A 25674-nucleotide genomic window follows, 5' to 3' on the forward strand; every position below is an offset into this window, starting at 1 on the left:
CCATTCTGCTAACCTCTGCTTCTCCGGGACCGCGGAGTCGCCACCGGGCGGCTGTCGCCTCACGGCAACTCGAAAGTATTGTGAGACAGACGACCAACCTCCCGAAAATGAAACCAGTGGGCTTCACTTTCCGCCTGTTCGTCTGCGGTGCGCTCGCGATCCTGTCCAATGCCTGCCAGACGGTGCAACTCGACCGTCCGGAATCGTTCGGCCTCGAGACGGTGAGGGATGCCCTCAGCGATCCCGACACCTGGGTGCCCGCGGCCGCGGCAGTTGCGATCGCTGTCTCGGACACCGATCGCGACATCTCCGACTGGGCACGACGCGAGACTCCGGTTTTCGGTTCGACCGATTCCGCGTCGAAATCGAGCGACAACCTGAAGACCGCGAGTCACTGGCTGATGCTCGTGACGGCCGGAGTCAGCGCCGAGCCGGGAGACCGGCTCGCGAATATCGCAGGGCGCGAGCTTCTCCTTCAGCCGGTCGAGATCGCGATTCCCTGGCTGAAGGAAGCGGCCAATCGGGAGCGGCCCAACGGCCGGAACCGGCAGGCGTTTCCGTCGGGTCACGCCGGGCAGGCGTATGCGCACGCGACGCTGACGAGAATCGATCTGGAACGTTCGCGGCTGTCGCCCGGCTGGAAACGGACGGTCTCGGTCACCTCGAGGGCTCTGGCGGCGGGGACTGCGTGGGCGAGGATCGAGGCGGGCGAGCACTATCCGACCGATGTTCTGGTGAGCGCGGCGCTGTCGAACCTGGTGACGACGCTCCTTTCGGAACTGGTCAGCGTCGAATCGGGACGACTCCAGGTCTATGTCGGGAGAGGAATCGGACTCTCGTTCAATCTTCGAATCGCCGATCTCCGCCGCTGACCCGGGCGGCGAGAAATTTGGAGGCTTTCGCGCGCGGGAACGGATTTTTCAAACGAGCTGCTGCATGGAACCACTTGGAAGAAAGCGCTGGGTCATCGCCGAGGGGTACATTCCGCCGGAAAGCACGGGAGACGGCCGCGCCATGGTCTCGCACGAGACCGCGTGCATTCTCAACACATCGGACGAGACGGCGCACGTGAGGATCACGATCTTCTTCGCCGACCGCGAGCCTGCGGGACCGTACGAGATCGAGATTCCGCCTCGCAGAACCAGACATCAGCGGTTCAACGATCTCGACAATCCTGAACGGATTCCTCGCGACACCGACTACGCGAGCGTCATCGAATCCGACGTGCCGGTCGTGGTGCAGCACACGCGGCTCGATTCGAGACAGTCGGAGCTTGCGCTGATCACGACGGTGGCCTATCCCGCCTGAGAGAGAGCTGACGCACCGCTCCGCGATGCAGGATGCTGCGCGGGCGACGATCCGAGAAAGATGGCGTCCATTCCGAGGACTGTCACGAGAGCCGCAACGTACAGGGAGGGCTTTCGCCGCTACTCTTCGAGTATGAAGGTGACGAGAAGATTCACCTGGTAAGCCGTGATCTTTCCGCCGCTGCACTCGCAGCGTTGCTCTTTGACCCAGGCCGAAGTGACGTTGCGGAGCGTCTTGTTCGCGCGTTCGACGCCGATCCTCACGGCATCCTCGAAACTCTTTTTCGATCGCGCACTGATTTCGGTGACTCTGCCTACACTTTCCATTCGCTTCTCCTTTCAAAGGGATGGAAGGGGGTGCGACGAGCGTGCCGTCTCTCCGGAATTCTGATGAGAGCACTCGGGGCCGGGCGGGCGGACTCGGGGATGCGCGACGTCTCTGGAGAGGGTTCGCTTCGGACTGGAGTAAGATACCAATTATGGTTACTCATCGACTTCTCCCTTCTCTCCTTTTCCTTCTCGCGCTTCCGCTCATGGCCGAGCCATCGCTCGACCTGAGCGCGGCGTGGACGGGTGTCGACATCAGCGGAAACGCGGTTGCTCCGGAGCTGGAGAACGAGCTCGATGTCGAATTCGACGACGCCGACGGGTTTTCGGTCAGCGCGGCGATTCCGCTGAGCGAGCGCTTTTCGACCGAGCTGTGGGTTGCGATCGTCGATCCGGAGGCTACCTTCGGGTTTCAGCAGACGAGCCGAAGTCTCGGGCCGATCCGGATGACCCCGGCGCATCTGACGGCTCGTTTTCATCCGTGGAGCGGTGGACGGTTCGATCCATACATCGGAGCGGGAGTGGCATGGGTGGGGTTCGAGGTCGAGGACCAGGCGGCGAACGAAGCTGCGGGAGTGTTCGATCTGGCGCTCTCCTCCGACTGGACCTGGACGGCGCAGGCGGGCGTGCGGATCGGTGCGGGCGAGAGACTCTTCGCGAACGTCGACGTACGTACGATGCCGATCGAAACTGAGTTCACGGCCGTCGACCGTGTACCCGCGCCGCTCGAGACGGATCCGCTGTTCGTGTCGGTCGGGATCGGCTGGCGGTTCGGCGACTGAGAGCCGACGCGTTCGTCGAGTCGTTTCGCTGTTACGATTTCAGGGTGTCACGGCGAACGATCTTTCTTCTCTCACCGGCGAGCCTGTCGGGGAGGCGTGCGGCGATGCTGCAGTCGCGACGCGCGACCTTTCCGGCCGCGGTCCGATTTCGCGAAGGTGGTGTCGCGATTGCCGATGCTTTCGCATTCATGAGCGCGCTCTATTTCAGAGGAAAGATCACGTACGCCCGGCATTTTGCCCCGAATGGAGAAGGGATCTTCGTGATCACGTCGGGCGCGGGGCTGGTCGCTCCCGACTGGACCCTCGATGCGACACGACTGAAAAAGCTCGCGCGCACGCCGATCGATCCGCGAAGCCGGGCGTATCGCCGCCCGCTGGAAGAGGATGCGAAGCGACTCTCTGCGGACGGTGAAGACGTGACATTCGTCCTTCTCGGCAGTGTGGCGAGCGGCAAGTATGTCGACGTGCTCGAACCGATCCTCGGAGACCGGCTTCGGTTTCCCGCGAGATTCACCGGGATGGGCGACATGCAACGCGGGGCGCTGCTGCTGAACGCGGTGCGGAATGACGAGGAGCTCGATTACGTCGGGCTCGATGCTCCACGATCCTTCGCCTCGGATTCGCGCAAACGGAGGAGCGGCTGATGGCATCCATCGAGATTCCGGGGAAGGGAGGCGCCGATCTCTCTGTCGGATCGCGTTCGGTGCGGCTCACCAATCTGCAGAAGCCGTTCTGGAAAAAGCCGAAGATCACCAAGGGCGATCTCATCCAGTACTACGCGGACGTCGCCGACGTGCTGCTGCCGCACATCAAGGACCGTCCGATGGTGATGAAGCGCTATCCGAACGGCTGGGACGAGGACTACTTCTTCATGAAGCGTGCGCCAGAACCGCGTCCCGACTGGATTCTCACCTGCCCGATCCGCCATTCGCGTGCGGGGATCGTCGACTATCCGCTGATCAACAATCTCTCGAGCCTCCTTTGGGTCATCAACCTCGGATGCATCGATCTCAACCCGTGGTACGGCCGATGTCCCGATACCGACCAGCCCGACTACCTCCACTTCGATCTCGATCCCGTTCCGGGCGCGACCTTCGAGAACGTTCGCGAGACCGCTCTCGTTGTTCGCGACACGCTCGTCGCGCTCGGGATGAAGCCGTTCGCGAAGACGACCGGCTCGCGGGGGATTCACGTCTACGTCGCGATCCGGAAAGGACCGATGCAGAAGGAAGTCTGGACGGTCGCGAAGGCGATTGCCTTCGAGCTGCAGCACCGTCATCCCGATCTCGTCACGGCGCAGTACATGAAGGCGAAGCGGCCGCGCGGACGCGTGCTCGTCGACTACAACCAGAACGCCTGGGGGCGGACGCTCGCGTCGATCTACTCGGTTCGCCCGACCGCGGACGCGACCGTTTCGATGCCGGTGACCTGGAAGGAGATCGAGAACGGGATTCGGATCGAGGACTTCACGATTTTCAATGCACGCGAGCGGATCGGCAAAACCGGGGATCTCTGGAAGCCGCTGCTCGGGCGAAGCCGGTTCAACCTCGACTCGTTGCGGAACTGAGGCGTTATTCGCCGCGAAAATTGGAACATTTCGTGCTCTCCACGGGAGCGGACACGAAAAGCCAATGAGACGAGCGTTCCCGCTGCTGGTCCTGTTCCTCGCTTCCGCCGCTTCGGCCGCGGAGCCCGATCTCGAGATCGTCGCCAGAGTCCGCGCCGAGCGGCTGATCTTCCACCAGCGACCGATGGTGGAAGTGAAGTTCACCGGCGATTCGCGAAATGAGAATGTCTCTGACGACGAACGGTTCAATCTCCCCGAGGAAGTCGAGCCGGGAGTGATCTACCGGGATATCGAGATCCGGGCGGTGATCACGACCACATTCCCTGACGCTGCCGCACTGCTCGCTCGAGAGCTGGCGGACCTCGGAGTGACGGTGATCGGAGCAGAGTCAGATGACCGGAGATGAGCGGGTCACTCAGGACGAGAAGGAGGCGACCGGCGACCGGTCGTCAGGAGGAGACGATGAGAAGTTCGCTGCTGCTGATGGTGCTGCTGCTTCTGACGGTACCGGCGTGGAGCGCTGACGCCCAGTCCCGGCAAGAGCGCCCCGACGAACCTCAGGACACCGAGATCACGACATCGGTTCAATCGGAAACACGGAGCGAGCAGGCGCGCACACCGCGGGAGCCGAGGCGTCCCGGGTCGGAGGCGCCTTCTCCGAGTGCGACCCGACGAACGAGGCCCGACTGGGAGCCGCGTTCATCCGCATCGGACGCTCGCGCCCGGGCACAAGCGGCCGGAAATCCGGACGTCTACCTCGAGGTCCCGCATCTCTACGTCGAGTCGATCGTCCTCGAGGTCGACGATCTCGATGTCCACCTTGCGCTCGATGCCCGTATCGCAAATCTCGTTTCGCTCAACGCCGGCGTGGATGCGAGGATTGGACGGGTGAGGCTGGAGATTCGGGGAGTTCAGGCCGAGGCGTATCTGACGGTTCGGCTGGACAACGTGGCGAGGATCGTCGACAGGACGCTGACGACCATCGACAACAATCCGGAGCTCCTCGAGCGTCTTCTCACGACCGTCGACCGGACCGTGGACACGGTCGGAGGAGTCGCAGACACCGCGCTTCAGCCGGGTGGGGTCGTCAGTCAGGCGGTGGGAACCGTCGGCCGCACTCTGGACCAGGCTACCCGGCCCGGCGGGTTGCTCTCGCGAACCGTCGACAGTCTCGGCCGAACAGTCGAGCGGACCGTCGATTCGACGGGAAGAATCGTGGAGCGGACGGTCGATTCCACCGGCAGCCTCGTCAATGAAACCGTTCGGGGAACGCTCACGGACCTACCGGTGATCAGCGAAACCGCTGGCGAAGCGGGAACCCTGGTCCGCACGGTACGCGATGAAGCTGGCCGGTTGATCGAGTACACCATCGATCGTGCGGGAAAAATCACTGACGTTCGCGTCGGTGACGGCAGAGGAGAAAATTGAGATGAAGAAACTCACGATCGTTTTCCTGATCCTGATGGGTCCGGCTTCTTTCGGGCAACAGAACCGGGCAGCGCAGACTCCGCAGGCTGGCGAGCCCGACGTCGTCGTCGACATTCCGGGCGTGGTCGTCGATGAAATTCTTCTCGAAGTCGAAAACGTCGAGGCGCACGTATCGCTCGACGCCCGGGTGGGTAACCTCGTCCGTCTCGATGCCGGAGCAGATGTGAGCATCAACCAGGTCCGCCTGGAGATCACCGGTGTGGAGGCCGAGGTCTATCTGGTCGTTCGCCTCGACCGGGTCGCCGAGATCATCGAACGAACACTCGACACGATCGACTCGAACCCCGAAGTCCTCGGACGAGTTCTCGACACCGTCGACGATACGGTGGGCATGGTCGGAGAGACCGCCAATACCGCCCTGCAGCCGGGCGGGGCCGTAAGCCAGACGCTACAGGCGGTCGAGACCACGGTGCAGAACCTCACGGCTGAAAATGGCCTCCTCGATCGAACCGTGAATCAGCTCGGCCAGACGATGGTGCGCACCATCGATTCCGCCGGATCGATCGTCGAAACGACTGTCGATCGGACTGGCGCGATCGTCGGCCAGACCGCCGGGACGTCTGTCTCGCAATTGCAGGGCGCCCGCGACGTGGGACGGCAGGGGCGGTCTACGGTCCGGCGGGTGACCGACGCCAGTGGAACGGTGATCGAATATGTGGTCGATTGGCGCGGCCGCGTTCGCGACGCGAGAGTCGTCGAGGCACCCCGCCGGCGATAAACTCGTCGGCGCGATGCCTCTCTTTCCCAAGCTCGACCTCCCCGTGCCGATCCCGCTTCCGCCGATGGAAGCGAGCCGGTCGGAATCGATTCCCGAAGGCAGCGAGTGGGCGTTCGAGCCGAAGTGGGACGGGTTCCGTGCGATCGTCTTCCGCAGCGGCGACGACGTCGTGATTCAGTCGAAGTCGTCGCGGCCTCTCGGGCGTTACTTTCCCGAGCTGGTCGAGATCTTCCGATCGGTCCGGCGCGACGCTTTCGTCCTCGACGGCGAGATCATCATCGAGTCGGATGGTGCGATCTCGTTCGATGATCTGCTGCTCCGGCTTCATCCTGCCGAAAGCCGGGTGAAGAAGCTCGCGAGGGAGATCCCCGCAAGATTCATCGCCTTCGATCTGCTCTGCAACGGACGCGGAGAAAAGAACGACTTTCGGACGAGGTCGTACGATCTGCGACGAGCAGCCCTCGAAAAGGAATCGGGGAAATGGCCATCGGGGATCGATCTCACGCCATCGACGACCGACCGTGAGACCGCGAAGAAATGGTTCGAGGATCTCTCTTCCGAAGGCCTGGACGGCGTGATGGCGAAGCTGAGGTCGATGCCGTATCGCTCGGGGGAGCGCGACGGGATGGTCAAGGTGAAGAACTTCCGCAGCGTCGACTGCGTCGTCGGCGGATACCGGCTCCGCGGAGACGGAACGCTCGGTTCTCTCCTCCTCGGGCTCTACGACGACGAGGACCGGCTCCAGTACGTCGGACACACCTCGGCGCTTCCTGAGAAGAGTCGGAAGGAAACGCAGAAGCTGCTCGACGGTCTGCGCGATGAGCCCGCATTCGAAGGCCGGGTGCCGGAAGCGGAGAATCGCTGGACGCAGAAGAAGTCGAACGAGTGGGTTCCGCTGCGGCCCGATCTCGTCTGCGAAGTCCGCTACGACCACTACAGCCAGGGGCGGTTCCGCCACGGCTCGAAGTTCATGCGATGGCGGCCCGACAAGGCGCCCGAGCAGTGCCGTCTCGAACAGGTGACCGCCCCCCTCGAAGGGAAGCTGCTGAAGAAGCTTATCCGCGGTTGATCCGCGACCAGGAGCCGGAGTTTCACCGTTCCGAGAGATTAGCCGGAAGGCAACAGGGGAGTGAGGACAGGGGAGACGTCGGATAGGATGAGCCGTTGACTGAAAACGAGATTCGAGACGAGCCTGCAGGGTCCGGAAGCATTCTCCTCCCCGCCGTTCTTCTCGCGCTCGTCGTGAGCGCGTGGAACCTCATTCTGGCGGCAACCGGACTCTATACGCGCGCGATGTTGGGAGCGATCGTACTGGTGATCGAGCTCGCCGGTCTCGCGCTGATCCTGGTGCGGACGGCCCGCCGAGGCTATGACTACAGACGGCAGGTCCTGGTCGGGCTGGCGGTTTTCTTCGTGGTCGGCGTCGGCGCCTTTTTCTCAGGGCTGATCAGCTGGACCGTGCTCGCTCCCGATTATCTCGACGTGATGACGCCTTCGTACCGCAGCTCTCTCGAACGGGCGGGCGGGATGGAAGCAGCCGAGATCGAACAGCGGGTCGAAGAGTTCCGGGAGTACTCGACGCCGATGCGGCAGTCTTTCGTGGCGTTTTCCGGAACGCTGGTGCGAGGACTCCTCTTCTCGCTGGTGCTCGCGATCATGATCCGATCGCGAAGCGAGCCCGAGAGCTCACTGCTGCGCAACGAAGGCGAGTCGTGACCCGTCGGAGCTGAACGCCATCCTCGTGATGTCGCCGATGCCGTCGCCGGAAAAATCGGCGATGACGTCCCACGAATTAGTCGAAGGATTCAATCGCAGAATCTTCGAATCGTCGCCAGTCCAGATCCTGCCGCCGCGATCGACCGTGAAGTCCTCGATCTGCCCGGGCATCCGGGCGATCGACCGGACGGCGCCAGAGGAGGCATCGAATGCCTGCAACTCCCACCGGAGATTGTCCGACTTCCGCACGAAGGCGACCTCGTTTGCTCCGAGAGGGACGAGCGCCCGTCCCGGATTCTCGGTTACGACACGCGGCGGCGTCGCGTCTTCGGGATCGGCGAAGACGAGAGTCGGAGGCTCCCCCAGTACGAAGGCGACGATTCCGCCGCCGACCCACGCGTGATACCCCACCGGCTCGAGATCCGGAAGTACCAGGGCCGCGGTTCCGTCCGGCGAGAACTTCCAGAGCCGCTGCCGCTGATCCGATTCGACGCGGACGACGCTGAACGACCCATCAGGAAGTGGAGTGGGTGAATATTCGCTCTCGGATGTGCGCGTGATCTGCCGGGCCTCGCCCCCACTCCCGTCGGAGATCTTCCAGACGTCGGTATTTCCTTCTTCGTCCATCCGCGTGTAGAGGATGTCTTCCTCCGGGGTGAACGCCGGCTGGTTGTCGTAACCCGGCCGGCGGGTCACGTTGCGCGGCTCTCCGACACGCGTGCGGCCGTTCTCGTCCTCGAAGATCGAGGCGACGAAGATTTCGCTGTCGGGAGCCGGAGTCGTCTGCTGAGCGGGAGGGGAGTCCTGGCTCGCGCAGCCGCCGATCGCGAGAGCGAGCGTCATGAAAGGGGCGAGATGTTTCATCCGCTGATCTTACTGCGAGCAGTGATCCGTAGGTTCGGCGGTATCCTTCTATTGATGAGTACGCTCCTCTCCAACGGCGAGCCGGAAGCCGGCGCGATCAACGAGGGGGCCGTCCGTGAAACCTGCTCCTGGGAGCTCCGTGCCGCGAAGGTGGGCTCGCTCGACATTCGACGCGCGCTTCCCGTCCGCGACCGGCGCCTCATCGGTCCGTGGTGCTTTCTCGATCGATACGGTCCGCTGACGTTCACGGAGGGGAAGCCGATGGATGTCGCGCCGCACCCCCATACGGGACTCCAGACGGTGTCGTGGCTTTTCGAGGGGGAGGTTCTCCATCGCGACAGCCTCGGTTTCGAACAGCTCATCCGGGCCGGCGAGCTGAATCTGATGACTTCGGGGCGGGCGATCGCGCACTCTGAAGAATCGCCGCGTGGTGCGAGCGGGGGCCTCAGCGGCGTTCAGTTGTGGATCGCCCTTCCGGACGCAGCTCGCAACGCTGAGGCCACGTTCGAACATCATCCGCAGCTTCCGGTCGTGTCCGCGAGTGGCGCAGCGATGAGCGTCTTCTATGGAGCGGCGGCCGGCGAGCGCTCTCCGGCGACGTCCTTCTCTCCCGCGCTCGGCGCCGAGATCCGGCTTCCTGCGGGATCGCAATTGGAGTTGCCGCTCGACGAGCTCTTCGAGCATGGGCTGCTCCTGATCGAAGGCGACCTGAAGTCGAATGGCGAACGCATTCTCGGAGATCGCTTCTACTACCTGCAGCCGGGAAACGCGTCGATCGATCTCCGTTCGGATCGAGGTTGCGTGATGATGCTGATCGGCGGTGCGCCGTTCGGCGAGAAGATCGTCATGTGGTGGAACTTCGTCGGCCGTTCATTCGAGGAGATCGAGCGGTTCCGCGAAGAGTGGGAGCGTGGCGAGATGTTTGGTGAGGTGAAGGGATACCAAGGTTCACGGCTCGAAGCGCCTCCTCTCAAACGACGGATCCCGCCGACTCCGGCGTCGTGAAGGCTTCAACACGGCATTTGCCGAAACCGATGACCTCCGATGATCTTCTAAACAGCATGCGGTTTCTGATTGCGGTCTCGTTCGTCGCTGCTGCGATCGGTGCGCAAGTGGCCGACGACCCGGTCCGCGGCCGGCTCTGTCTCAGGGATACGGGAGAGCTCGCCGTCGTCGAAATGTGCCGGCAGGTCGAAGGATACGAGATCGAGGTCGAGGCCGCGGAGTCGGATCGAGTCTGGATCTGGTACAGCCGCGATGGCAACGTGCTGTCGCTCGGAGCTCTCGAAGCCGGCGCGAGTCGTGTGCGGTTGCCCGAAGAGCCTTTACCGATGACGCTCGAGCTCGACGGGTCTTCGGATCGGGACTGGCCGCAGCGGACGACCATCCAGATCGGACCTCGTGGCCGACCGGCAAACTGGACGATCGAGCTCTCGTCGATCAGCGTGCCCATGCTGCGAGAGATTCGACCACCCCCGGGAACCTGGAGCGTACGATTCAAAGCCGACAGGCATGTGCCGGCGGCGTTTCCTGCCGAACGCCTCGTCGATGAACCGGTCGATCTCGGACTCATCGAGCTGAAGCCGCTCCCGCAGATACGAGGCACGATCATCGATCGCGAGGGCGAGCTGCTCTCCGAGGTCATGCTGATCGCCGAGGACGGATCTCCTCTCGCGACGTCCGATTTCAACGGCGAGGTTCTCTTCGAAGCTCCGTGCGGCGAAGAGCCCGAGAGCTGCCGGCTCCCGGCGTTGTTTCGCCTCGAGTATCCGGGAACCGCGGCGCTGTGGTTTCGAACGCACTACCGCGACCGGGACCTCGATCTCGACGTCGTCAGGATGGCGCCGGGAGGAGCTCTCGATCTTCGGGTGAAACGGGAAGGAGTCAGGGGACCGATTTTCGTCGATGTGATCGATGATCCGAAGCCGGTTCCACCTCTCCCGTACTACCCCACGATCATGACGGCGCGTCTCCACGACCGGGAGGATTCCGTCCTGATCGAGAATCTTCCGGAGGGATTACTCCGCCTGGCGATTCGCGGTCTCGATGCGGGCCAGTACTACTCGGAGTACTTCGTCGCCGAAGCGGAAAAAACGATCGAGCTCGAAGTGACGCTGAAACCCTACGTCGTTGCTTTCGATGTCGTTCATGGGGAGAAGCCGGCCGAGGGGGTACGCATCCAGGTCCAACAGAAGGAGACGCCGCAGCACGTCTCGCAGACGGAGCCGACCAACGCACACGGTCGTGCATCGCTCGCGCTGTGGCAGCCTGGAAAGCACAGCGCGATCCTGGTCGATCCGAGCCGTCGCGGGGGCCTCCAGTTCGATTCGGCGACGGTCGGCGATTCGCTGAGAATCGAAGTTGGCGAAGGAAAGGTGACGGGCCGTGTCGTGGACAGCGGTACAGAGGAGCCGATTGCCGGGGCGGCGGTCCTTGCCGAGAGCGACTTCTACAAAGGCAACACTGCTTCAGGGGCAATCACCGACGAGACCGGTACGTACGAGATCGAAGGATTAATGCCGACCTTTCACCGGGTAGGAGCGATCGCCGAGGGCTATCTTCCCGGCGGCCGGCGCGCGAGAGTCGGAACCGGCGAGACCCCCGTGGAAACGATCGAGCTCGGAAAAGGGGTCACATACACGATCACCGCGACGTGGGAAGACGGTACCCCCATCGTCGGTGCGGCATTTTTCTGGCTGCGCCAGCGGACCTTGCCCCAGCCGGAGGGCTACACGGATGAGAATGGGCAGTTCAGGCTTGTCACGTTCGTACCCCCGCGTCCGGCTCAATTCTGGATCGTCCCGGTCGAAGGTTCCTTTGCTCCGGGGGAGCTCTATCTCGAGCGGGAGATCGACGTCGAGGTCCCGCCGCCGTCAGAGAGGGTGGTTCTCGATTTCGAAGATGCGAACGGCGATCCGGCCAACTATGCGCACGTGTTTTTCACGATCAATGGCAGGCACCTCCATCCGCAGCTCCCGGAAGCGCTCGAGCTCGTCCAGCGGACGAAGTTCCATTCGGGTCCGGCGCCGCGGCTGGTGCTCGAAGGACTTGCGCCGGGGAGCTATGGGTTCATGGCGGTTCGCGCAATGTCGGAGAGTGAGATGTCTGGCTACAGACGTTTCGGAAAGCCGACGACGGTCCACGTCGGGCCTGGAGAACAGACCGGAACCGTCGAGGTCCGCGTGCCGGTTCTTCGCTGTCGCGGCGAGATCTGCGTTGACTACTGAATCGCGACGGCTTTGTTCGGCCTTTACTCGCCGGCGAGCGTCGTCCGGACCCTGATCTCGCTGTGCAGCGTCCGATGGACCGGGCACTTGTCCGCGATCTCGAGAACTTTCTGCAGCTGCTCATCGGTGAGATCGCCGTCGACCTCGATCTCTCGGGTCAGACGGTCGATGTGTCCAGCCTTCGTTTCACAGTCCTCGCAATCCTTCGCGTGCATCCGATCGTGGGCGACGCGAGCCGTGACGGATCGCATCGGCCATTTCTTCCGCGCGACGTACATCTGAATGGTCATGGTCGTGCACGCTCCGAGTGCAGCCGCGAGAAGGTCGTATGGCGTCGGGCCCTCCTCGGTGCCGCCGACCTTCGCCGGTTCGTCGGCTATCAGGTGATGCCCTCGCGTCGCGATCTCGGTCCGGAACTGTCCCGCGTTGGTCGTGACCGTCACGGTCTGATCATCGTAGAGGGAAGGCATTTCATCGTCCGCCGGCTCCGAAGCAGCAGGAGCGAGATAGCGTCCTGCCCAGGCGGCGAGGACGTCCGCGACGTATCGAGCGTCCGCCGGATCGCTGACGAGATGATCCGCTCCATCCAGCGAGACGAAGCTTTTCGGATGCTTCGCTGCCTCGTAGATGTGCCGGGCCTGATCGATCCCGACAATCTGGTCCTGGGGCGAATGGAAGATGAGCAGCGCCTTCTTCAGACGCGAAATCCGCTCCTTCATCGATTCCTGACTTTCCAGATCGTCGAGAAACTGGCGTCTGATCGAGAATGGACGCCCGCCGATGCTCACCTCCGCTTCACCTTCGGCCTCGATCGTCTTCTCGGCTTTGGTGAGGAGGCGTCTCACATGCTCGGGATCGCACGGCGCTCCGATCGTCGCAACTGCCCTGACGGCCGCCAAATGCTCGGCGGCCGCGAGAACCGCCGCGCCACCGAGCGAGTGTCCGATCAGCAGCTGAGGCGCTTCGAAGCCGTCCTCGAGATGCGCGGATGCGCGAACCAGATCGTCCACCGTCGTCGAGAAGCTCGTCTCACTGAAGTTCCCCTCGCTCTGCCCCAGACCGGTGAAATCGAATGAAAGGATCGCGAAGCCTTTTGACGTCAGTGCTCTGCTGATTCTCCGCACGACCTGAAGGTCCTTCGAGCAGGTGAAGCAGTGAGCGAAAAGCGCGCATGCAACCGGATCGTCGTCCGGCATCTCCAGCCTCGCCGCAAGCGTCTGGCCCGCGGCGTTCTGAAACGTCACCTTTTTCGACCGTCCCACGGTGCACCTCCTGAGGATCAGCTTAACCCGGATGGTTCAGGGGGTCGTCACTGGGGTGGACAGAAGAGTGGACAAAAGAGTGGCCAGGTTATTGGACGAAAGGAGTTGGTAGAGCGCGATGTTTGGCGGTCCACTCATCTGTCCACTCTTTTGTCCACTCTTTCGTCCACTGAGTCCACCACGTCCATCGTAAGATGTCTCGGCGTGGAACCGAATTCGAGCGAACAGGAAGGGATCGAGCTCGCCTCCGATCTCTGGATCGATCAGCCCAATGCCGCGGCCGAGATTGACCGGAAGCGGAGCGAGGGGGAGATCGACGACTCCGAGGCCTCGCTTCTCCGTTCCTTCCACGAGGATGGCTTTGCGCTGACCGCACCTGCCGCCCGCGACGCGATCGATCCGCTTTCCAATGCCTTCGACGAGCTGTGGCGGATCCGCCCCTCCGACCTGCTGTACGCCTCGGATGGTCCTCCTCGCTGGATGAGCGTCGCCGACGAGAGCCGCGACCGACGGGCCGGTTATCGGATTCATGACGTTCACTCGCACCTCGAGAGCACCCGCGCCCTCTATCTCGACGAACACCTCCATTCGATCGCGCGGCTCATCGCCGGGGAGGACGTCGTCGCGATCCAGTCGCTGCTGTTCGAGTTTGGCTCGCGGCAGGTTCTCCATCGGGATCCGGTCGTGGTGCCGACCGGTGCGCCCGGGCATCTCTTTGCCGCCTGGATCGCGCTCGAGGACATCGTCGCGGGCTCGGGCGAGCTCGTCTACGTTCCGGGATCGCACCGTCTTCCTTATTACGAGTTCGAGCCGGGCCAGTACATGTTCGATGCGTCCCGCATGGGAGCCGCCGAGATTGAGGCCGCGACGCGATGGTTCAACTCGCGGATGGAAGAGAAGGGACTTCACCCCGTCAGTCACACCCCGAAGAAGGGAGACGTGCTCTTCTGGCATGCCTCGCTTCACCATGGCGGCGGGCCGATCACCGATCCGAATCTGACGAGGCGTTCCCTCGTCGTTCACTTCTCTCCGAAGCGAAGCTATCGCGCGCGGAGCATTACGGTCGCCGAACGGAACGATGATGGCGAAGAGACGATGAGGATTCTGGAGACGACGCGGCTCATCCGCGACGGCGAGCGCGAAGGCTTCGCCAATCCAGCCGCGGACTGATCACGCCTCGCCGGGCCGGTTCGACTTCCAGGCCGAGACCACGGCGCAGGCTTCCTCGATCCGATCGGTCACCGCTTCCCAGTTGTTCGTTGCGATGAGCTCCATTGGCGCGAATGCGGTTCCCATGTTCAGTGCGACGGCGCCGGCGTCGAGATAGTCGATGATCTCGTCAATATTGACGGGCCCTCCGGCGAGGATCGGGATGTCTCGTATGGGCTGGCGGATGGTTCTGAAGTACGTCGGTCCGCCGAGCAAGCGAGCGGGATACACCTTGACGATCGAAGCACCGAGCTCATGAGCGCGGACAATCTCCGTTGGAGACGAGGCGCCGGCCACCGAGACGAGACCCCGTTCGAGGGTTGCTTCGATCACGCCCTCCGAGGTGTGGGGGGAGACGATGATCTTCGCGCCGGCCTGACTGACGGCTTCGACCTCATCAGCGGTCCGGACACTTCCGGCAGCCAGGACGATCTCGTCGTTCTGCCAGGCGAGCTCGGTGATGAGCTCGATCGCGCCGGGTGTCGTCATCGTGATCTCGACGACCTTCAGGCCTGCCTCGACGAATGTGCGCGCGGTCAGTGCCGCGTCGGCGGCATCGTCGTACCGGACGACACCGATGATGACCTCCTCGAGAACTTTCGCGAGCGTCGCGTCACGATCCGCCACGTTGAGAGATTAGCAGAAGGCCCGATGCGGAGATCGGCCGCCGTGAAAAATGGAAATCATCGAGTCGTCGTCTGCCACGAGCGGACCGTGATCCCGACTCCGGATTGCGTGTGTCTTGCTTCGTCGCGTCCGAGTCTGACATGCTCGGTTTCGTGGGCAACGGGCCAGCTCGACCGGGCGAGAAACCCCTCCTGCGGCTGCTCGATGGACTGGCCGGAGCGGGCTACGCCCTCGGTTGGTTCATCACTTTCAAGAAGTTCGTCGACATCCCGTTCCAGGGATCGTCCGCCGTGGGCCGGATCACGGTCGATGAAGTCTCGAAGCTCCAGGACTACGCCCGCGCGGGTCTGTTCTACCTGACGGTTCCTCTTCTCGCCGTCGCCTTCATGTTTCTCTTCAGCCGGGTGCGGAAGCTGGGAGCAGCGGATGGGGGCGGAGTTCTCCGGACTCTCGCGCTGGCGGCACCGTTCATCTTTTCGGCGCCGCTCTATCTCGTCACGAGGAAGGAGTTGTGGTCGATTCTTTTGCCCCTGCTGATCGCGGCTGCGGTCGGGTGGGTGGCGCGGGAGGATGGGTGGGGCGGTCGAGCTCGGAGAGTCATTTCCCGCCAGGAAGCGTGGATCGGATTGATCATTGCCGAGTGCGCAGCTCTGCTGATCGCAAGATATCTCGTGGTCGGGCGGAGGATCGCTCACATGGATTCGCTGTTGCTCGAGACGATTCTCGTCGGATTGCTGATCGCGGTGGGTCTCGCGATCGTCATCCTGGCAGGCGATCTGATCGCAGCGCGCAGGGAGTCGGAGGCGGGGGCGGTTCGTCAGGCGATCGCGGCCGGCGCGGCTCCACTACTGCTCCTGGCGCCGGCCGCGCTCTGGCCGGACCATTTTCCGATGCTCGCATTCGCGATCGGCGTCGTGGCGATCGCGTTGACGGCGGCGCTGATCATCCGACGAGTCGAGGTGAGTGAGCGGTTCGGGGTGGCGGTGCTGGTCTGGTTCGCCGTGCCGCTCCTCCTCGCCGTCGTGACCTACGGGTCGGTGGCCGATCCGAACGGGTGGATCGATCTGTTTCACCGGGGCGAGTCGCTCGGGCCGGCTTCGGACTATCTCGCGGGGGATCGGCCATACGCGGATGTTTTTCCTCTGCATGGCCTGCTCGAGGACGGTCTTCTCGATGCGTTCCTGATGAGCATTTTCGGCCGTTCGATCGATGTCGCGATCTACCGGATGTTTCTGTTGAGCGCGATGATGATTCCGGCCGTCTGGCTCCTGAGCTGGTGGGCCTTTCGTTCGGTACCGCTCGCTCTGGCTGCTGCGGCGCTGACGATGCTCGTGGCCGCGGACAACCAGCGCGCCGTTCTCGAGATTTTCGCGGCGGCGTTTCTGCTGAAGGGACTGGCGGAGGACCGATGGCGGCTCGTAGCGATGGGCGGGATCGTCGGTGGGATCGATCTGTTTTTCAGCCTCGAAACGGGACTCTACGTTCTGGGTGGTGGCCTTCTGGCCATCGCCATCGGATCGCTGATTACCCGCGAGGCAAAAGTCGGGGTACGGCGGGCCGGCATCTTCATCGTCGGTTATCTCGCAGGGATGAGTCCGTTTATTTTTTACCTCGCCATGCGCGGTGTCGTCGGCGATTTTTTCGAGGTTTCCTTCATCCGGATTCCGTCGATCATCGATGCGGCATGGTCGCTCCCCGTCCCCGACGTCGGCCCGTGGCTGGTCTCCGCGGCGGGCGACAAGACTCTCTTCCAGTACGCGTGGCACCTGCGATACATCCTCAACCCGTTCGTGATTGCCGCGGGACTGTTCGCGATCATTCTGATGGTGATCCGGAGGACGCCTCAGACTCGGATCGGCCTGGCGATCGTCGTACTCACGGCGTTTTCGCTCATTTCGCAACGGAGCGCGCTCGGCCGGGCGGATTTTCAACATCAATGGTTCTCGGCTTTCCTGATCGGACCTCTGCTCATCGCGCTGCTGATTTACTGGACGCGAGCCTGGGAGGGGCGGGATCCGAGCGACCGGTTCGTCGCGAGGTTGATCGCGATCATGTTCGCGCTGCTCTTCGTCGGGGTCCTGTGGGCGCCGGGTCTTATCCGGAACCGGCTCGATGGTCTCATCGCCTATGGAGCGAGACTGGTCGGAGAGCTCCCGACCGCGCAGCTGATCGAAAATCGTGAGCGGACCCGCGCGGTGACCGCCGCGATCAGGAGCCACACTGCGGAAGACGACGCGATCTTCGACTTCTCGAATCAGCCGGTCTTCTACTTTCTGGCGGACCGTCGCAACCCGACCCGCTATTTTCAGGTTCCGCTCATGTCCCCTCCGGACGCGCAGCGGGAGGTCATAGACGATCTCCACAGCGAGCCGCCGGCGCTGGTTCTCATGACGTCGCCCGAGCGCTACGACCGGTTCGACGAAGTTTCGAACGCGAGGCGGGCCCCCGAGGTGGCGCGGTGGATCCGATCGAGATATCGATGGAAGGAGACGGTGCATGGGATCGAGCTCTGGACCAAACGAGCGATTCCGATCCGAGTGGCTTCGAACGAGCGTGCTGCCGATCCGGATCGAGGAAGCAGTTCGGTCTTTCCGAACGCGGGAGCGGGACCCGGGGTCGGTGAGCTCCGATGGGAAACCGACCTTCTCCTCGTGAATCGCCACAAGAAACTCGCCTCGGTCGAGCTCCGTTATCTTTCCGGCAAGGAAGTGTATTCGCGGATCGTCGACGTCGATCCGGAGAGCCATCGCGAGTTCCGGGATGTCACGACTGGTCTTCTCGGAGCGCCGCCCTCGACCGGACCGCTCACGGTTCGCTACCTCACGGAGGCCAGGCCGGAAGTCCGCCTGCGGAGTCGAAGCTCGCGCGGCGGGCGTTCTCAATGGTTCCAGGGACTCGATCAGGCGGACGCGGCGAACGAGCGGCTGGAGTTCGTCGGGCTGATCGCGCAGCCGGGTGATCGAGTCAATCTCGCACTCGTCAACATGGGCTACGGCACCGCGGTGGCCGACGTCATCATGCGAGACGCCGATGGAGACCGGATCGGGATCGGCTGGAGAGCGACGATTCCGGAGGAGCGGAGCGCGCTCGCCACCGGAATCGACAGGCTCCTCGAAGCGAATCTGGAGGACGGGACGACGATCGAGGCGAACATCGTGCGAGGGAAGGTGGGGGGGGTGATCTCGATCGTTCGTCCGGATACCGGCGACAGCATCCAGATACACGGGAGATCGCGATCCCGATGAGAGAGGTCGAGCTCGGAACTGAATGGCCCGGCGTCCGGATCGAGCTCGATTCGGAGCTCAATCGGGAGTGGCTCACTCAGGCGGAAGTCGAGGTTCTCGACACGATCGAAAATCCCAGACGCCGCGACGAGTGGGTCAAGGCGAGACTCGTCGCCAAACGTCTGGCTCTCGATGAAGGACTCTGCGCGAGCCCCCGATCCTGTGCGATCGCGTCGAAAGGAAAGGCGCCGATCGTCCGTATCGAGGGTGACCCTCGCGTTCTCCATGCCTCTCTCTCGCACTCCGAGAGAGCGTACGGCGCCGCGATCTCGGAGCGACCGGTGGGTCTCGATGTACAGGTCGTGAGGCGGCTGGATGATCGAGCGCTCAGGTTTTTTCTCAACGAGATCGAGGTCATCCGGCTCAGGGAGCTCGCGGCCTCCGATGTGGGGCTGGCTTTCTGGGTGGCCAAGGAGGCTTCGTTCAAATGCGACCCGCTGGCGAACGTCTATAAAGACATCACGATGAAACCGACCGCGTTCGAGTCCGGGCGAGCACGATTCGAGTTCGAGAGTCCATCGGGAGACGGAACGATCGACCTCGTGATCGTCGAAGGCGAATCATTACTCGTTGCACGAGCGGTCGGATCCTGGAGCTGAGGGTCAGGAGCTCGACGGCTTGCCCGGCTTCCTTCTGCGCCTCCGGGAGCGCTTTCGCTTCCTCGTAGGCTTGTCCGAGCTCCCGGCCTCGCCGGAGCTTCCGCGGGGAGAATCGGTTCGCTGCGGCGCCTGAAGGCTCGCGTCGCCGGTGCCGGACGAAGGTCGGCGCTGTCCGGACGCCGCACCGCCGCCACCCTTACCGCCACCGCCTCGTCGACGGCGCGAGCGCTTCGGCGTGGGCGATGCGGCCGAACGCGATCCCTCTGCGGTCGCGGGCGATCCGGAGCCCGTTTTCCGGCGGCGTCTGCGCCTGGGGGCGTCGCCGGAGGGAGTCTTTCCGGCGGGGGCCTTCCGCCGTTTCGAGAGAGCCTTGTTCCTTCTCTCCTGAATCGGATCGAAACCACAGTAAGGGCATCGCTGCCATCCGTCCGGATAGCTCTTCTCGCAGGAGATGCATTTGACGCTTTTCGGAAGAGGCATCGTGAACGGGCCGATTCTATCTCCGACGGAACGGACTCGCCAGCCGCCTTGACACCCGGGTCTTCGCAGACGAGACTGATTTCCGATGGGAGCGACCGAAACCGAAGTCGAAGATCTGCGACGCAGAGTCGAGACGCTGACGATGCTGATCGAGCTGAGTGAGGGAGACACCGCCGGGAGCTGCTGGGGCCCTGACCGCGCCGAGCGGCTCCTTCGACGGCAATCGAGCGCGAGTGAGCTCCGCGAGCTCGGACTCGGGGAGCAGCGAATCGAAGCGATCTTCGGAAAATCGGAGGAGGAGCCGAAGCGGACGGTGCGCCCGGAGAGACGTGGCGGATCGTTTGCGGTTCGGGTGGAGGCGAGATTCGAGTCGGCGCATTTCCTCCGAAGTTACCGAGGCACCACCGAGCCTCTTCACGGCCACTCCTATCGGGTCGAGGTGGAGTTGCGGAAGTCGGACCGGGGCCTCGACGGAGACGAGCTCGCGGTCGATTTCATCGCTGCCCGGGATGCGGTCAGGGAGCTTGCGGGGCGGCTCGATTACGGCTGCATCAACGAGATCGCTCCCTTCACCGAGCTCAACCCGACGGCGGAGAACGTGGCGAAGTGGTTTGCCGACGAGCTGGCCACCCGCGCGGATGCCCTCGGGGGGGAGGTCGTCGAGGTGCGCCTCTGGGAGGGGCCGGAGAATTCGGTGGTCTACCGCCCGGCAGGTTGACACCCGAAAGGCCAGCCGCCTATAATTCCCCGCCCGGCAGAAATTTGGCTCGTTAACAGATTGTTTACGGATCTTTCCCCGAACCATCGCCTGCCCTGAAACGTTTACCTCTAGAATGGAACCCGTAGGGGACACATGTCCGCACTCGTGGACGGTGGCCCGGAGCGGGCTGAAGCCACGGAAGTTTTTGAAGTGAGGGTGTGGAAACAGAGAACAGCTGAATATTCAGGAGTTTGGCCCGCTTTCCGCGCGACCCTTTGCGGTATCTGATCAGATCAGAGCCCCGATATTACGGCGGCACGTGTTGTGAAGCCGTTCCGACTCGAATCGGAGAGAAGTCATGAAGGCAGAAGCGTACGAACATCAGCAGGGTTGGGACTTCGAGAAGGCGGCAATGCCGTACGTCGACTCGCTCTACAACACTGCGTACCGAATGACGCGAAACTCGGAAGACGCCGAGGATCTCGTTCAGGAAACCTATCTCAAGGCGTACAAGTACTACGACAAGTTCGAAGAAGGTACGAACTTCAAGGCGTGGCTCTTCAAGATCATGAAGAACACGTTCATCAACAACTACCGGAAGAAGAAGCTGACCCCCCACAAGATCGACTTCTCGGAGATCGAGGAGTCGTACGAGCGGGTGATTCAGAAGAACGCCCCCGACCTTCTCAAGGATCCGGAGAGCGAGATCTTCCAGGAGATGATGGACGAGGACGTCAAGCGCGCGCTCGACACGCTCCCTCACGACTACAAGATGGTCGTGCTTCTCGCCGACATCGAAGGCTTCTCCTACAAGGAGATCGCCGAAATTCTCGACTGCCCGGTCGGTACGGTCATGTCGCGTCTCTATCGAGGTCGAAAGATGCTCGAAAAGACGCTGCTCGAGTACGCCCGGAAGTACGGTTACATCCGTGGAGACGCCGAGCCCGCGAAGATGCGCTCGCGCAAGGACGCCCAGAAGGAAGAGAAAAAGAGCCGGAAGGAAAGCGACGACGAGTCGGGTGACGAGGACTCCCTTTCCGACGACGACGAGTTCGATCTCCTCTCCACCGATGATGACGATGATGTCGAGTACGAGGTCGACGACGACGAAGAAGAGGAATTCGATACCGAGTGACAAAGTTGATCGATCCGGAAGCCGTCACGCACTGTGAGGAGGCCGGATGGTTTGTGACGATGTCAAAAGGATCGCGTACTTCTTTCTCGACGAGACACTCGGACCGGACAAGCGGCGTCAGTTCATCGATCACGTGAAGCGATGTCCCCCGTGTGAGAGCTGGGTCGCCGTCATGAAGCGCCTCAGGATCTTCGTCCGCAACCGGCTGCCCCGTGTCGTCGCTCCCGGCGATCTCCGCGCCCGAATATCCCGCACGGTCGCCCAGGCCGGCGGGCGTCATTGATCATCCGCTTCGTCACATCCAGCTCGCACAAGCTGACCGAAGCCCGCCGTCTCGTCGGCCGGCAACTGGAGCATCTCGATCTCGACCTTCCTGAAATTCAGGCGCGAACGATTGATCAGATCGTCCTGGACAAGCTCGAGCTCGCTTCCTCACGAGTTTCGGGAGGAGCCGTCGTGGTGGAGGATGTCGGGCTCGGGCTCGATGCTGCCGGCGGTTTTCCCGGACCCTACGTCAAATGGCTTCTCGATCTGGCCGGAGGAGAGGCGCTCGGTGCTTTCGCCCGCGGACTCGGAGCGAATGAAGCGACCGCCACCTGTGTCGTTGGCATCGCCATCGATGGGCAGCGTGAGATTTTCGAGGGGAAAATCCGAGGAACGATCGCGGTCGAGCCGAGAGGTAGCAACGGATTCGGTTGGGATCCGTGGTTCGTGCCGGAGGGATCCGACCGGACGTTCGGCGAGATGAGCTCCGGGGAAAAGGATCGCGTATCTCACCGAGCGCAGGCCTGGAAAAAGCTGGCGGATTATCTTCGAAGCCGCTGATTCAGAAACTCGACCATGAGTTTCTCGATCCTTCCCGGAATGATCGAGAAGACCCTGTCTGCATGATATCCACCCGGGATGTCGATCAGATGCAGCTGATGCTCACCCCGGTGAGCTTCCGCGAGCCTTTCGGAATGGCTGTGATGAACCAGCCAGTCATCGACCACGTGAGCAAACGCGGCGGGGGCGAGTACGCCGGGGATGTCGTCGATTGCCTCGATCCTCGGGCTGGAGAACACGCGCATCTCGAATTTCGGCTTGTGAAACGCCTGTGAGGCGACCACATGGCGGTGGATCGTGAAAGGATTGATCCTCGGTGCGATCGAAGCGAAGCTCGCCACCGGAGAGAGGAGGAACAGAGCGTCGGGTGCGACCTGGGCTCTCGCGGCTGCGGAGATTGCGACCGCACCCCCGTACGAGAGGCCCAGCAGAGCGAGCGACGGCGGGGAGACGGCGGCCCGGAGATCATCCAGGACGGCGAGAACGTCCCGATACTCCTGGAAATTGAATCCGAACGTCCCTTCGCTCTCCCCATGGCCACGAAGATCGACCGCGGCGACCTGATAGCCGTTTCCGGCGATCTCCTCTGCCAGTTTGAGGATCGATGCATGTCGTCGGGTCCTCCAGAATCCGGGGAGGATCACGACCGCCGGGGCGCCCGGCGAGGGGTAGAGATCCCAGTGAATCAGGGCGCCGTCGAAGGAGGTCGTGACCCGACTCACTCGATGAAACCGATCGGGAGGATCGGTGTCGTTCGGGCGGATTCTTGACATTGGTTGGGACCTTTCTAAACTATACGACGGTCTGGCTGCGATCGTTCTTCCGGTCGCCCTGATCCGTCGCTTTGAGAGAGGCTCATCATCACTCTGGCAGGCTCGCTGCTAGTGGAATGAATCCCCCGCCCGGAGTCAGGTGCTCCGTGGGAGATCGGCGGGGCGTGGCCTCCTCCGATGGGAGGGCTGAACTGAAGACTTGACACGAGCGGCACCGAGCGTGAAGAGTACCGATATCGAGCCACCCCCGAAACAGTCGGAAATGGCGGTTCGGAAAACCCGAACCGGAAAATCAAATGATGTGCATGACAAGGAGATGCAAAAAATGAAAAAACTTTCAGTGTTGATGTTGATGTTGCTCGCAATGGTCGCGATTGGTGCCTGTACCGAGGAACCGGTCGATGACCCGGATGTCGTCATCGAGGAACCGATCGTGACCGACGACCCGATGACCACCGATACGATGATGACCGATACGATGATGACCGACACCACGATGACCGACACGGCATGGACCGACACGACGATGACGGACACGACGATGACGGACAACGACGGAATGTAAGTTCGGTATCCTCGAACCTTCAGTCCGAAAAGCCCCGCGATCGCGGGGCTTTTCCTTTTTCAGGATTTACTCGTCGAGGATAGAGCTCGAGGGTGCGCGCCCCGATAGACCTCGATCAGCTTCGAATCGGTCAGGTGCGTGTACTTCTGGGTAGTGGACAGAGAAGCGTGGCCCAGCAGTTCCTGAATCGCTCGAAGATCTGCGCCTGCGTTGAGCAGATGCGTCGCGAACGAATGCCGGAGCGTGTGCGGAGTCGCTCCACATCGAACCGCGGCTTTTCGAATCATCCGATCGAAAATCCGGCGAACGCTGCGTGCCGTGATTCTCGATCCACGATAGTTGACGAAGAGTGCCAGCTCGGCGGCATCCGAGACCAGCTGCCGCCGCTGATCGAGCCACGTGCCGATGGCCGCCTGCGCGGCGGTCCCGAAAGGAACGATCCGCTCCTTCATCCCCTTGCCTCGTACCTTGACCAGCCTGGCATTCAGCTCGATGTCGTCGATGTCGATCGAAACCAGCTCCGAGATCCGAAGACCGGCGCCGTACATCAGTTCGAACCAGGCCAGATCGCGCGCGCCGAGAGGCGAAGAAGGATCGGGAAGCTCGAGCAGACTCGCAATCTCGTCCGTCTGAAGAACGCTGGGAAGCGTCTTTTCGCCTTTCGGCGTCCGGACCGAACGGGCAGGGTTGCTCGCGAGGATCCCTTCCCGCTCAAGAAACCGGAAGAATGTCCGGAGTGCCGACAGCTTCCTTGCGATCGATGAGCGCGCAAGCCGGCGGCGCGACAGCCAGGCGAGCCAGGATCGGACCGCAAGCCTGTCGATTTCGGAAAGATCGATCATCTCGCGGGGCATGACGAGGTAGTCGTCGCAGAGAAATTCGAGGAACGATTCGACATCCCCCCGATATGCATCGACCGTGTTGGTCGAAACGTTTCTCTCGATCGTCAGGTAATCGAGAAAGTCACCCAGCTCACCCTTCACGTGGCCATTATGACGCCCCATCGGCATCGGAGGAAGCCGTAACGGCGTGACGGGGCAGGAAACTGGCGGCGAAAGCCTTCAAAAGCCCCCTCGGCTATGCTACGTTGCGCGAGCCCTCAGCCATGACCGGACAGGATCTGAAGAAGACGCCCCTCAACCAGACCCATCGTGACCTCGGTGCCCGGATGGTCGAGTTTGGCGGCTGGGACATGCCGGTCCAGTTCTCGGGCATCGTCGCCGAACATCACGCTGTCCGCAACGACGCGGGCCTCTTCGACGTTTCGCATATGGGCGAGATCGAGATCAGGGGTCCCGAATCGCTCGCTCTTCTGCAGAAACTGACCTGCAACGACGTCTCGAAGATGCAGGACGGACGGTGCCAGTACAACGCGCTGCTCTATCCGAACGCCGGGTTCGTCGACGACATCCTCATCTATCGCCGCTCTGCGGATGACTACTTCGTCGTCGTGAATGCGTCCAATGCCGACAAGGACTGGGAGTGGGTTCGGCAGGAAGCCGCGAACTTCGACGTCGATGCTGCGAATACCAGCGATCAGTGGGCGCAGATTGCGATCCAGGGCCCGAAGGCGGAACGAATTCTCGCGAAGACAACCGAGACCAGTCTTGTCGATCTCGGCTACTACCGCTTCACTTCGGGCGCAGTCGCCGGCGCCGAGGCGATCATCTCCCGGACCGGTTACACCGGCGAGGACGGCTTCGAGGTCTACGTGAAGCCGGAAGAAGCCCCGGCGGTTTTTCGGGAGCTCCTCGAGGCCGGGCGCGAAGATGGAATCGTCCCCGCCGGTCTCGGAGCACGCGACACTCTCAGGCTGGAAGCGAAGATGGCGTTGTACGGAAACGACATCGACGAGACCACCACGCCGCTGAACGCCGACCTCGGATGGATGGTCAAGCTCGGCAAAGGGGAGTTCCACGGCCGGGACGTGCTGGAACGGCAGACGGCGAACGGGGTCGAGCGCATTCTCGTGGGATTCGAAATGGTCGATCGCGGAATTGCACGACATGGCCATCCGATCGTCGAGAATGGTCGTGAGATCGGCATCGTGACGAGCGGATCGCATTCGCCGACTCTCGAGAAATCGATTGGTCTGGCCTACGTACCCATCGCATTGCGCCAGCCCGGAACCGAGCTCACCATCTCGATTCGTGGGAAGGACGCGAAAGCCAGGGTCGTCTCCACGCCGTTCTACAAGAGAAAGAAAGACTGAGGATCAC

At 62.4% G+C, this 25674-nt stretch carries 27 protein-coding genes; 21 read left to right on the forward strand and 6 right to left on the reverse strand.

Annotated elements, in window-relative coordinates; all coding sequences use genetic code 11:
• Positions 1-107: 107 nt before the first annotated feature.
• Together KY459_00560 and KY459_00565 are read left to right on the forward strand one after the other, a co-directional pair.
• Positions 108-872: a phosphatase PAP2 family protein gene (locus tag KY459_00560; protein MBW3563199.1), complete on the forward strand. Its 765-nt coding sequence runs from the start codon at positions 108-110 to the stop codon at positions 870-872.
• A gap of 64 nt (positions 873-936) precedes the next feature.
• Positions 937-1308 carry a sensory rhodopsin transducer gene (locus KY459_00565; protein MBW3563200.1) on the forward strand — a complete coding sequence of 124 codons (372 nt, stop codon included), beginning with the start codon at positions 937-939 and terminating at the stop codon, positions 1306-1308.
• Positions 1309-1427: 119 nt separating this feature from the next.
• On the opposite strand, the gene KY459_00570 is transcribed toward KY459_00565, so the two are convergent.
• On the reverse strand, positions 1428-1634 hold the full coding sequence (locus tag KY459_00570; protein MBW3563201.1) for a dodecin family protein: 207 nt from the start codon (positions 1632-1634) through the stop codon (positions 1428-1430).
• A 152-nt stretch (positions 1635-1786) separates the two neighbouring features.
• On the opposite strand from KY459_00570, the gene KY459_00575 reads away from it, so the two are divergent.
• The 8 genes from KY459_00575 (at position 1787) to KY459_00610 (ending at position 7905) form a co-directional block, all read left to right on the forward strand.
• A complete protein-coding gene (locus tag KY459_00575; GenBank protein ID MBW3563202.1) occupies positions 1787-2416 on the forward strand; it encodes an outer membrane beta-barrel protein in 630 nt (209 codons plus the stop codon).
• A gap of 44 nt (positions 2417-2460) precedes the next feature.
• The gene (locus tag KY459_00580; GenBank protein ID MBW3563203.1) at positions 2461-3060 is read left to right on the forward strand and encodes a hypothetical protein; all 600 of its coding nucleotides are present in this window, start codon (positions 2461-2463) and stop codon (positions 3058-3060) included.
• The gene (ligD, locus tag KY459_00585; GenBank protein ID MBW3563204.1) at positions 3060-3983 is read left to right on the forward strand and encodes a non-homologous end-joining DNA ligase; all 924 of its coding nucleotides are present in this window, start codon (positions 3060-3062) and stop codon (positions 3981-3983) included. Before KY459_00580 ends, ligD begins: the two co-directional genes overlap by 1 nt.
• Positions 3984-4047: 64 nt before the next feature.
• On the forward strand, positions 4048-4389 hold the full coding sequence (locus KY459_00590) for a hypothetical protein (GenBank protein ID MBW3563205.1): 342 nt from the start codon (positions 4048-4050) through the stop codon (positions 4387-4389).
• 56 nt (positions 4390-4445) lie between these two features.
• Complete coding sequence (locus tag KY459_00595; protein ID MBW3563206.1) at positions 4446-5411, forward strand: hypothetical protein; 966 nt, start codon at positions 4446-4448, stop codon at positions 5409-5411.
• Position 5412: 1 nt separating this feature from the next.
• Positions 5413-6189, forward strand: coding sequence for a hypothetical protein (locus KY459_00600; GenBank protein MBW3563207.1), 777 nt, complete (start codon positions 5413-5415; stop codon positions 6187-6189).
• Positions 6190-6238: 49 nt separating this feature from the next.
• Positions 6239-7258: an ATP-dependent DNA ligase gene (locus tag KY459_00605; GenBank protein MBW3563208.1), complete on the forward strand. Its 1020-nt coding sequence runs from the start codon at positions 6239-6241 to the stop codon at positions 7256-7258.
• Positions 7259-7353: 95 nt separating this feature from the next.
• The gene (locus KY459_00610) at positions 7354-7905 is read left to right on the forward strand and encodes a DUF4199 family protein (protein MBW3563209.1); all 552 of its coding nucleotides are present in this window, start codon (positions 7354-7356) and stop codon (positions 7903-7905) included.
• Here the strand turns inward: KY459_00610 and KY459_00615 are convergent.
• Complete coding sequence (locus KY459_00615; GenBank protein ID MBW3563210.1) at positions 7876-8769, reverse strand: hypothetical protein; 894 nt, start codon at positions 8767-8769, stop codon at positions 7876-7878. The two genes, KY459_00610 and KY459_00615, sit on opposite strands and share 30 nt — an antisense overlap.
• 54 nt (positions 8770-8823) lie before the next feature.
• Between KY459_00615 and KY459_00620 the strand changes: the two genes are divergently transcribed.
• Positions 8824-9774, forward strand: a complete 951-nt coding sequence (locus KY459_00620) for a pirin family protein (protein MBW3563211.1) — start codon at positions 8824-8826, stop codon at positions 9772-9774.
• A gap of 29 nt (positions 9775-9803) precedes the next feature.
• Complete coding sequence (locus KY459_00625) at positions 9804-11996, forward strand: carboxypeptidase-like regulatory domain-containing protein (GenBank protein MBW3563212.1); 2193 nt, start codon at positions 9804-9806, stop codon at positions 11994-11996.
• A gap of 23 nt (positions 11997-12019) precedes the next feature.
• Here KY459_00625 and KY459_00630 read toward each other — a convergent pair whose 3' ends face one another.
• On the reverse strand, positions 12020-13192 hold the full coding sequence (locus KY459_00630) for a bifunctional alpha/beta hydrolase/OsmC family protein (GenBank protein ID MBW3563213.1): 1173 nt from the start codon (positions 13190-13192) through the stop codon (positions 12020-12022).
• Positions 13193-13462: 270 nt separating this feature from the next.
• Here KY459_00630 and KY459_00635 point away from each other — a divergent pair, with 270 nt between their 5' ends.
• Positions 13463-14428 carry a phytanoyl-CoA dioxygenase family protein gene (locus KY459_00635; GenBank protein MBW3563214.1) on the forward strand — a complete coding sequence of 322 codons (966 nt, stop codon included), beginning with the start codon at positions 13463-13465 and terminating at the stop codon, positions 14426-14428.
• On the opposite strand, the gene KY459_00640 is transcribed toward KY459_00635, so the two are convergent.
• Complete coding sequence (locus KY459_00640; protein MBW3563215.1) at positions 14429-15094, reverse strand: 2-dehydro-3-deoxyphosphogluconate aldolase; 666 nt, start codon at positions 15092-15094, stop codon at positions 14429-14431.
• A gap of 140 nt (positions 15095-15234) precedes the next feature.
• Here KY459_00640 and KY459_00645 point away from each other — a divergent pair, with 140 nt between their 5' ends.
• The 6 genes from KY459_00645 (at position 15235) to KY459_00670 (ending at position 22117) form a co-directional block, all read left to right on the forward strand.
• On the forward strand, positions 15235-18339 hold the full coding sequence (locus tag KY459_00645; protein MBW3563216.1) for a hypothetical protein: 3105 nt from the start codon (positions 15235-15237) through the stop codon (positions 18337-18339).
• Positions 18336-18977 carry a hypothetical protein gene (locus KY459_00650; GenBank protein MBW3563217.1) on the forward strand — a complete coding sequence of 214 codons (642 nt, stop codon included), beginning with the start codon at positions 18336-18338 and terminating at the stop codon, positions 18975-18977. Before KY459_00645 ends, KY459_00650 begins: the two co-directional genes overlap by 4 nt.
• Positions 18978-19542: 565 nt before the next feature.
• Complete coding sequence (locus KY459_00655; GenBank protein ID MBW3563218.1) at positions 19543-20175, forward strand: 6-carboxytetrahydropterin synthase; 633 nt, start codon at positions 19543-19545, stop codon at positions 20173-20175.
• Between the two features lie 340 nt (positions 20176-20515).
• Entirely contained in the window at positions 20516-21292 is a 777-nt protein-coding gene (locus KY459_00660; protein MBW3563219.1) for a sigma-70 family RNA polymerase sigma factor, read from the forward strand.
• 46 nt (positions 21293-21338) lie between these two features.
• A complete protein-coding gene (locus tag KY459_00665; protein ID MBW3563220.1) occupies positions 21339-21575 on the forward strand; it encodes a zf-HC2 domain-containing protein in 237 nt (78 codons plus the stop codon).
• A complete protein-coding gene (locus KY459_00670) occupies positions 21572-22117 on the forward strand; it encodes a non-canonical purine NTP pyrophosphatase (protein MBW3563221.1) in 546 nt (181 codons plus the stop codon). Before KY459_00665 ends, KY459_00670 begins: the two co-directional genes overlap by 4 nt.
• Here KY459_00670 and KY459_00675 read toward each other — a convergent pair.
• Positions 22099-22890, reverse strand: a complete 792-nt coding sequence (locus tag KY459_00675; GenBank protein MBW3563222.1) for a lysophospholipase — start codon at positions 22888-22890, stop codon at positions 22099-22101. The genes KY459_00670 and KY459_00675 overlap by 19 nt on opposite strands.
• A 325-nt stretch (positions 22891-23215) precedes the next feature.
• On the opposite strand from KY459_00675, the gene KY459_00680 reads away from it, so the two are divergent.
• Positions 23216-23455 (forward strand): hypothetical protein, encoded by a 240-nt coding sequence (locus KY459_00680; protein ID MBW3563223.1) that lies wholly within the window; start codon positions 23216-23218, stop codon positions 23453-23455.
• Between the two features lie 59 nt (positions 23456-23514).
• Here the strand turns inward: KY459_00680 and xerC are convergent, their stop codons facing one another.
• Entirely contained in the window at positions 23515-24465 is a 951-nt protein-coding gene (gene xerC / locus KY459_00685) for a tyrosine recombinase XerC (protein ID MBW3563224.1), read from the reverse strand.
• A gap of 95 nt (positions 24466-24560) precedes the next feature.
• Here xerC and gcvT point away from each other — a divergent pair, with 95 nt between their 5' ends.
• Positions 24561-25667 carry a glycine cleavage system aminomethyltransferase GcvT gene (gene gcvT / locus KY459_00690; protein ID MBW3563225.1) on the forward strand — a complete coding sequence of 369 codons (1107 nt, stop codon included), beginning with the start codon at positions 24561-24563 and terminating at the stop codon, positions 25665-25667.
• Positions 25668-25674 lie beyond the last annotated feature (7 nt).

This window comes from Acidobacteriota bacterium (assembly GCA_019347945.1).
Lineage (GTDB): Bacteria > Acidobacteriota > Thermoanaerobaculia > Gp7-AA8 > JAHWKK01 > JAHWKK01.

What these genes read in the sequence shown, in the direction of transcription:
- KY459_00675 (MBW3563222.1), bottom strand. Translation starts at nt 22,890, where the DNA reads ATGTCAAGAATCCGCCCGAACGACACCGATCCTCCCGATCGGTTTCAT.
- KY459_00620 (MBW3563211.1), top strand. Translation starts at nt 8,824, where the DNA reads ATGAGTACGCTCCTCTCCAACGGCGAGCCGGAAGCCGGCGCGATCAAC.
- xerC (MBW3563224.1), bottom strand. Translation starts at nt 24,465, where the DNA reads ATGCCGATGGGGCGTCATAATGGCCACGTGAAGGGTGAGCTGGGTGAC.
- KY459_00595 (MBW3563206.1), top strand. Translation starts at nt 4,446, where the DNA reads ATGAGAAGTTCGCTGCTGCTGATGGTGCTGCTGCTTCTGACGGTACCG.
- ligD (MBW3563204.1), top strand. Translation starts at nt 3,060, where the DNA reads ATGGCATCCATCGAGATTCCGGGGAAGGGAGGCGCCGATCTCTCTGTC.
- KY459_00650 (MBW3563217.1), top strand. Translation starts at nt 18,336, where the DNA reads ATGAGAGAGGTCGAGCTCGGAACTGAATGGCCCGGCGTCCGGATCGAG.
- KY459_00680 (MBW3563223.1), top strand. Translation starts at nt 23,216, where the DNA reads ATGAAAAAACTTTCAGTGTTGATGTTGATGTTGCTCGCAATGGTCGCG.
- KY459_00655 (MBW3563218.1), top strand. Translation starts at nt 19,543, where the DNA reads ATGGGAGCGACCGAAACCGAAGTCGAAGATCTGCGACGCAGAGTCGAG.
- gcvT (MBW3563225.1), top strand. Translation starts at nt 24,561, where the DNA reads ATGACCGGACAGGATCTGAAGAAGACGCCCCTCAACCAGACCCATCGT.
- KY459_00575 (MBW3563202.1), top strand. Translation starts at nt 1,787, where the DNA reads ATGGTTACTCATCGACTTCTCCCTTCTCTCCTTTTCCTTCTCGCGCTT.
- KY459_00565 (MBW3563200.1), top strand. Translation starts at nt 937, where the DNA reads ATGGAACCACTTGGAAGAAAGCGCTGGGTCATCGCCGAGGGGTACATT.
- KY459_00570 (MBW3563201.1), bottom strand. Translation starts at nt 1,634, where the DNA reads ATGGAAAGTGTAGGCAGAGTCACCGAAATCAGTGCGCGATCGAAAAAG.
- KY459_00615 (MBW3563210.1), bottom strand. Translation starts at nt 8,769, where the DNA reads ATGAAACATCTCGCCCCTTTCATGACGCTCGCTCTCGCGATCGGCGGC.
- KY459_00660 (MBW3563219.1), top strand. Translation starts at nt 20,516, where the DNA reads ATGAAGGCAGAAGCGTACGAACATCAGCAGGGTTGGGACTTCGAGAAG.
- KY459_00590 (MBW3563205.1), top strand. Translation starts at nt 4,048, where the DNA reads ATGAGACGAGCGTTCCCGCTGCTGGTCCTGTTCCTCGCTTCCGCCGCT.
- KY459_00630 (MBW3563213.1), bottom strand. Translation starts at nt 13,192, where the DNA reads ATGCCGGACGACGATCCGGTTGCATGCGCGCTTTTCGCTCACTGCTTC.
- KY459_00625 (MBW3563212.1), top strand. Translation starts at nt 9,804, where the DNA reads ATGACCTCCGATGATCTTCTAAACAGCATGCGGTTTCTGATTGCGGTC.
- KY459_00645 (MBW3563216.1), top strand. Translation starts at nt 15,235, where the DNA reads ATGCTCGGTTTCGTGGGCAACGGGCCAGCTCGACCGGGCGAGAAACCC.
- KY459_00665 (MBW3563220.1), top strand. Translation starts at nt 21,339, where the DNA reads ATGGTTTGTGACGATGTCAAAAGGATCGCGTACTTCTTTCTCGACGAG.
- KY459_00600 (MBW3563207.1), top strand. Translation starts at nt 5,413, where the DNA reads ATGAAGAAACTCACGATCGTTTTCCTGATCCTGATGGGTCCGGCTTCT.
- KY459_00560 (MBW3563199.1), top strand. Translation starts at nt 108, where the DNA reads ATGAAACCAGTGGGCTTCACTTTCCGCCTGTTCGTCTGCGGTGCGCTC.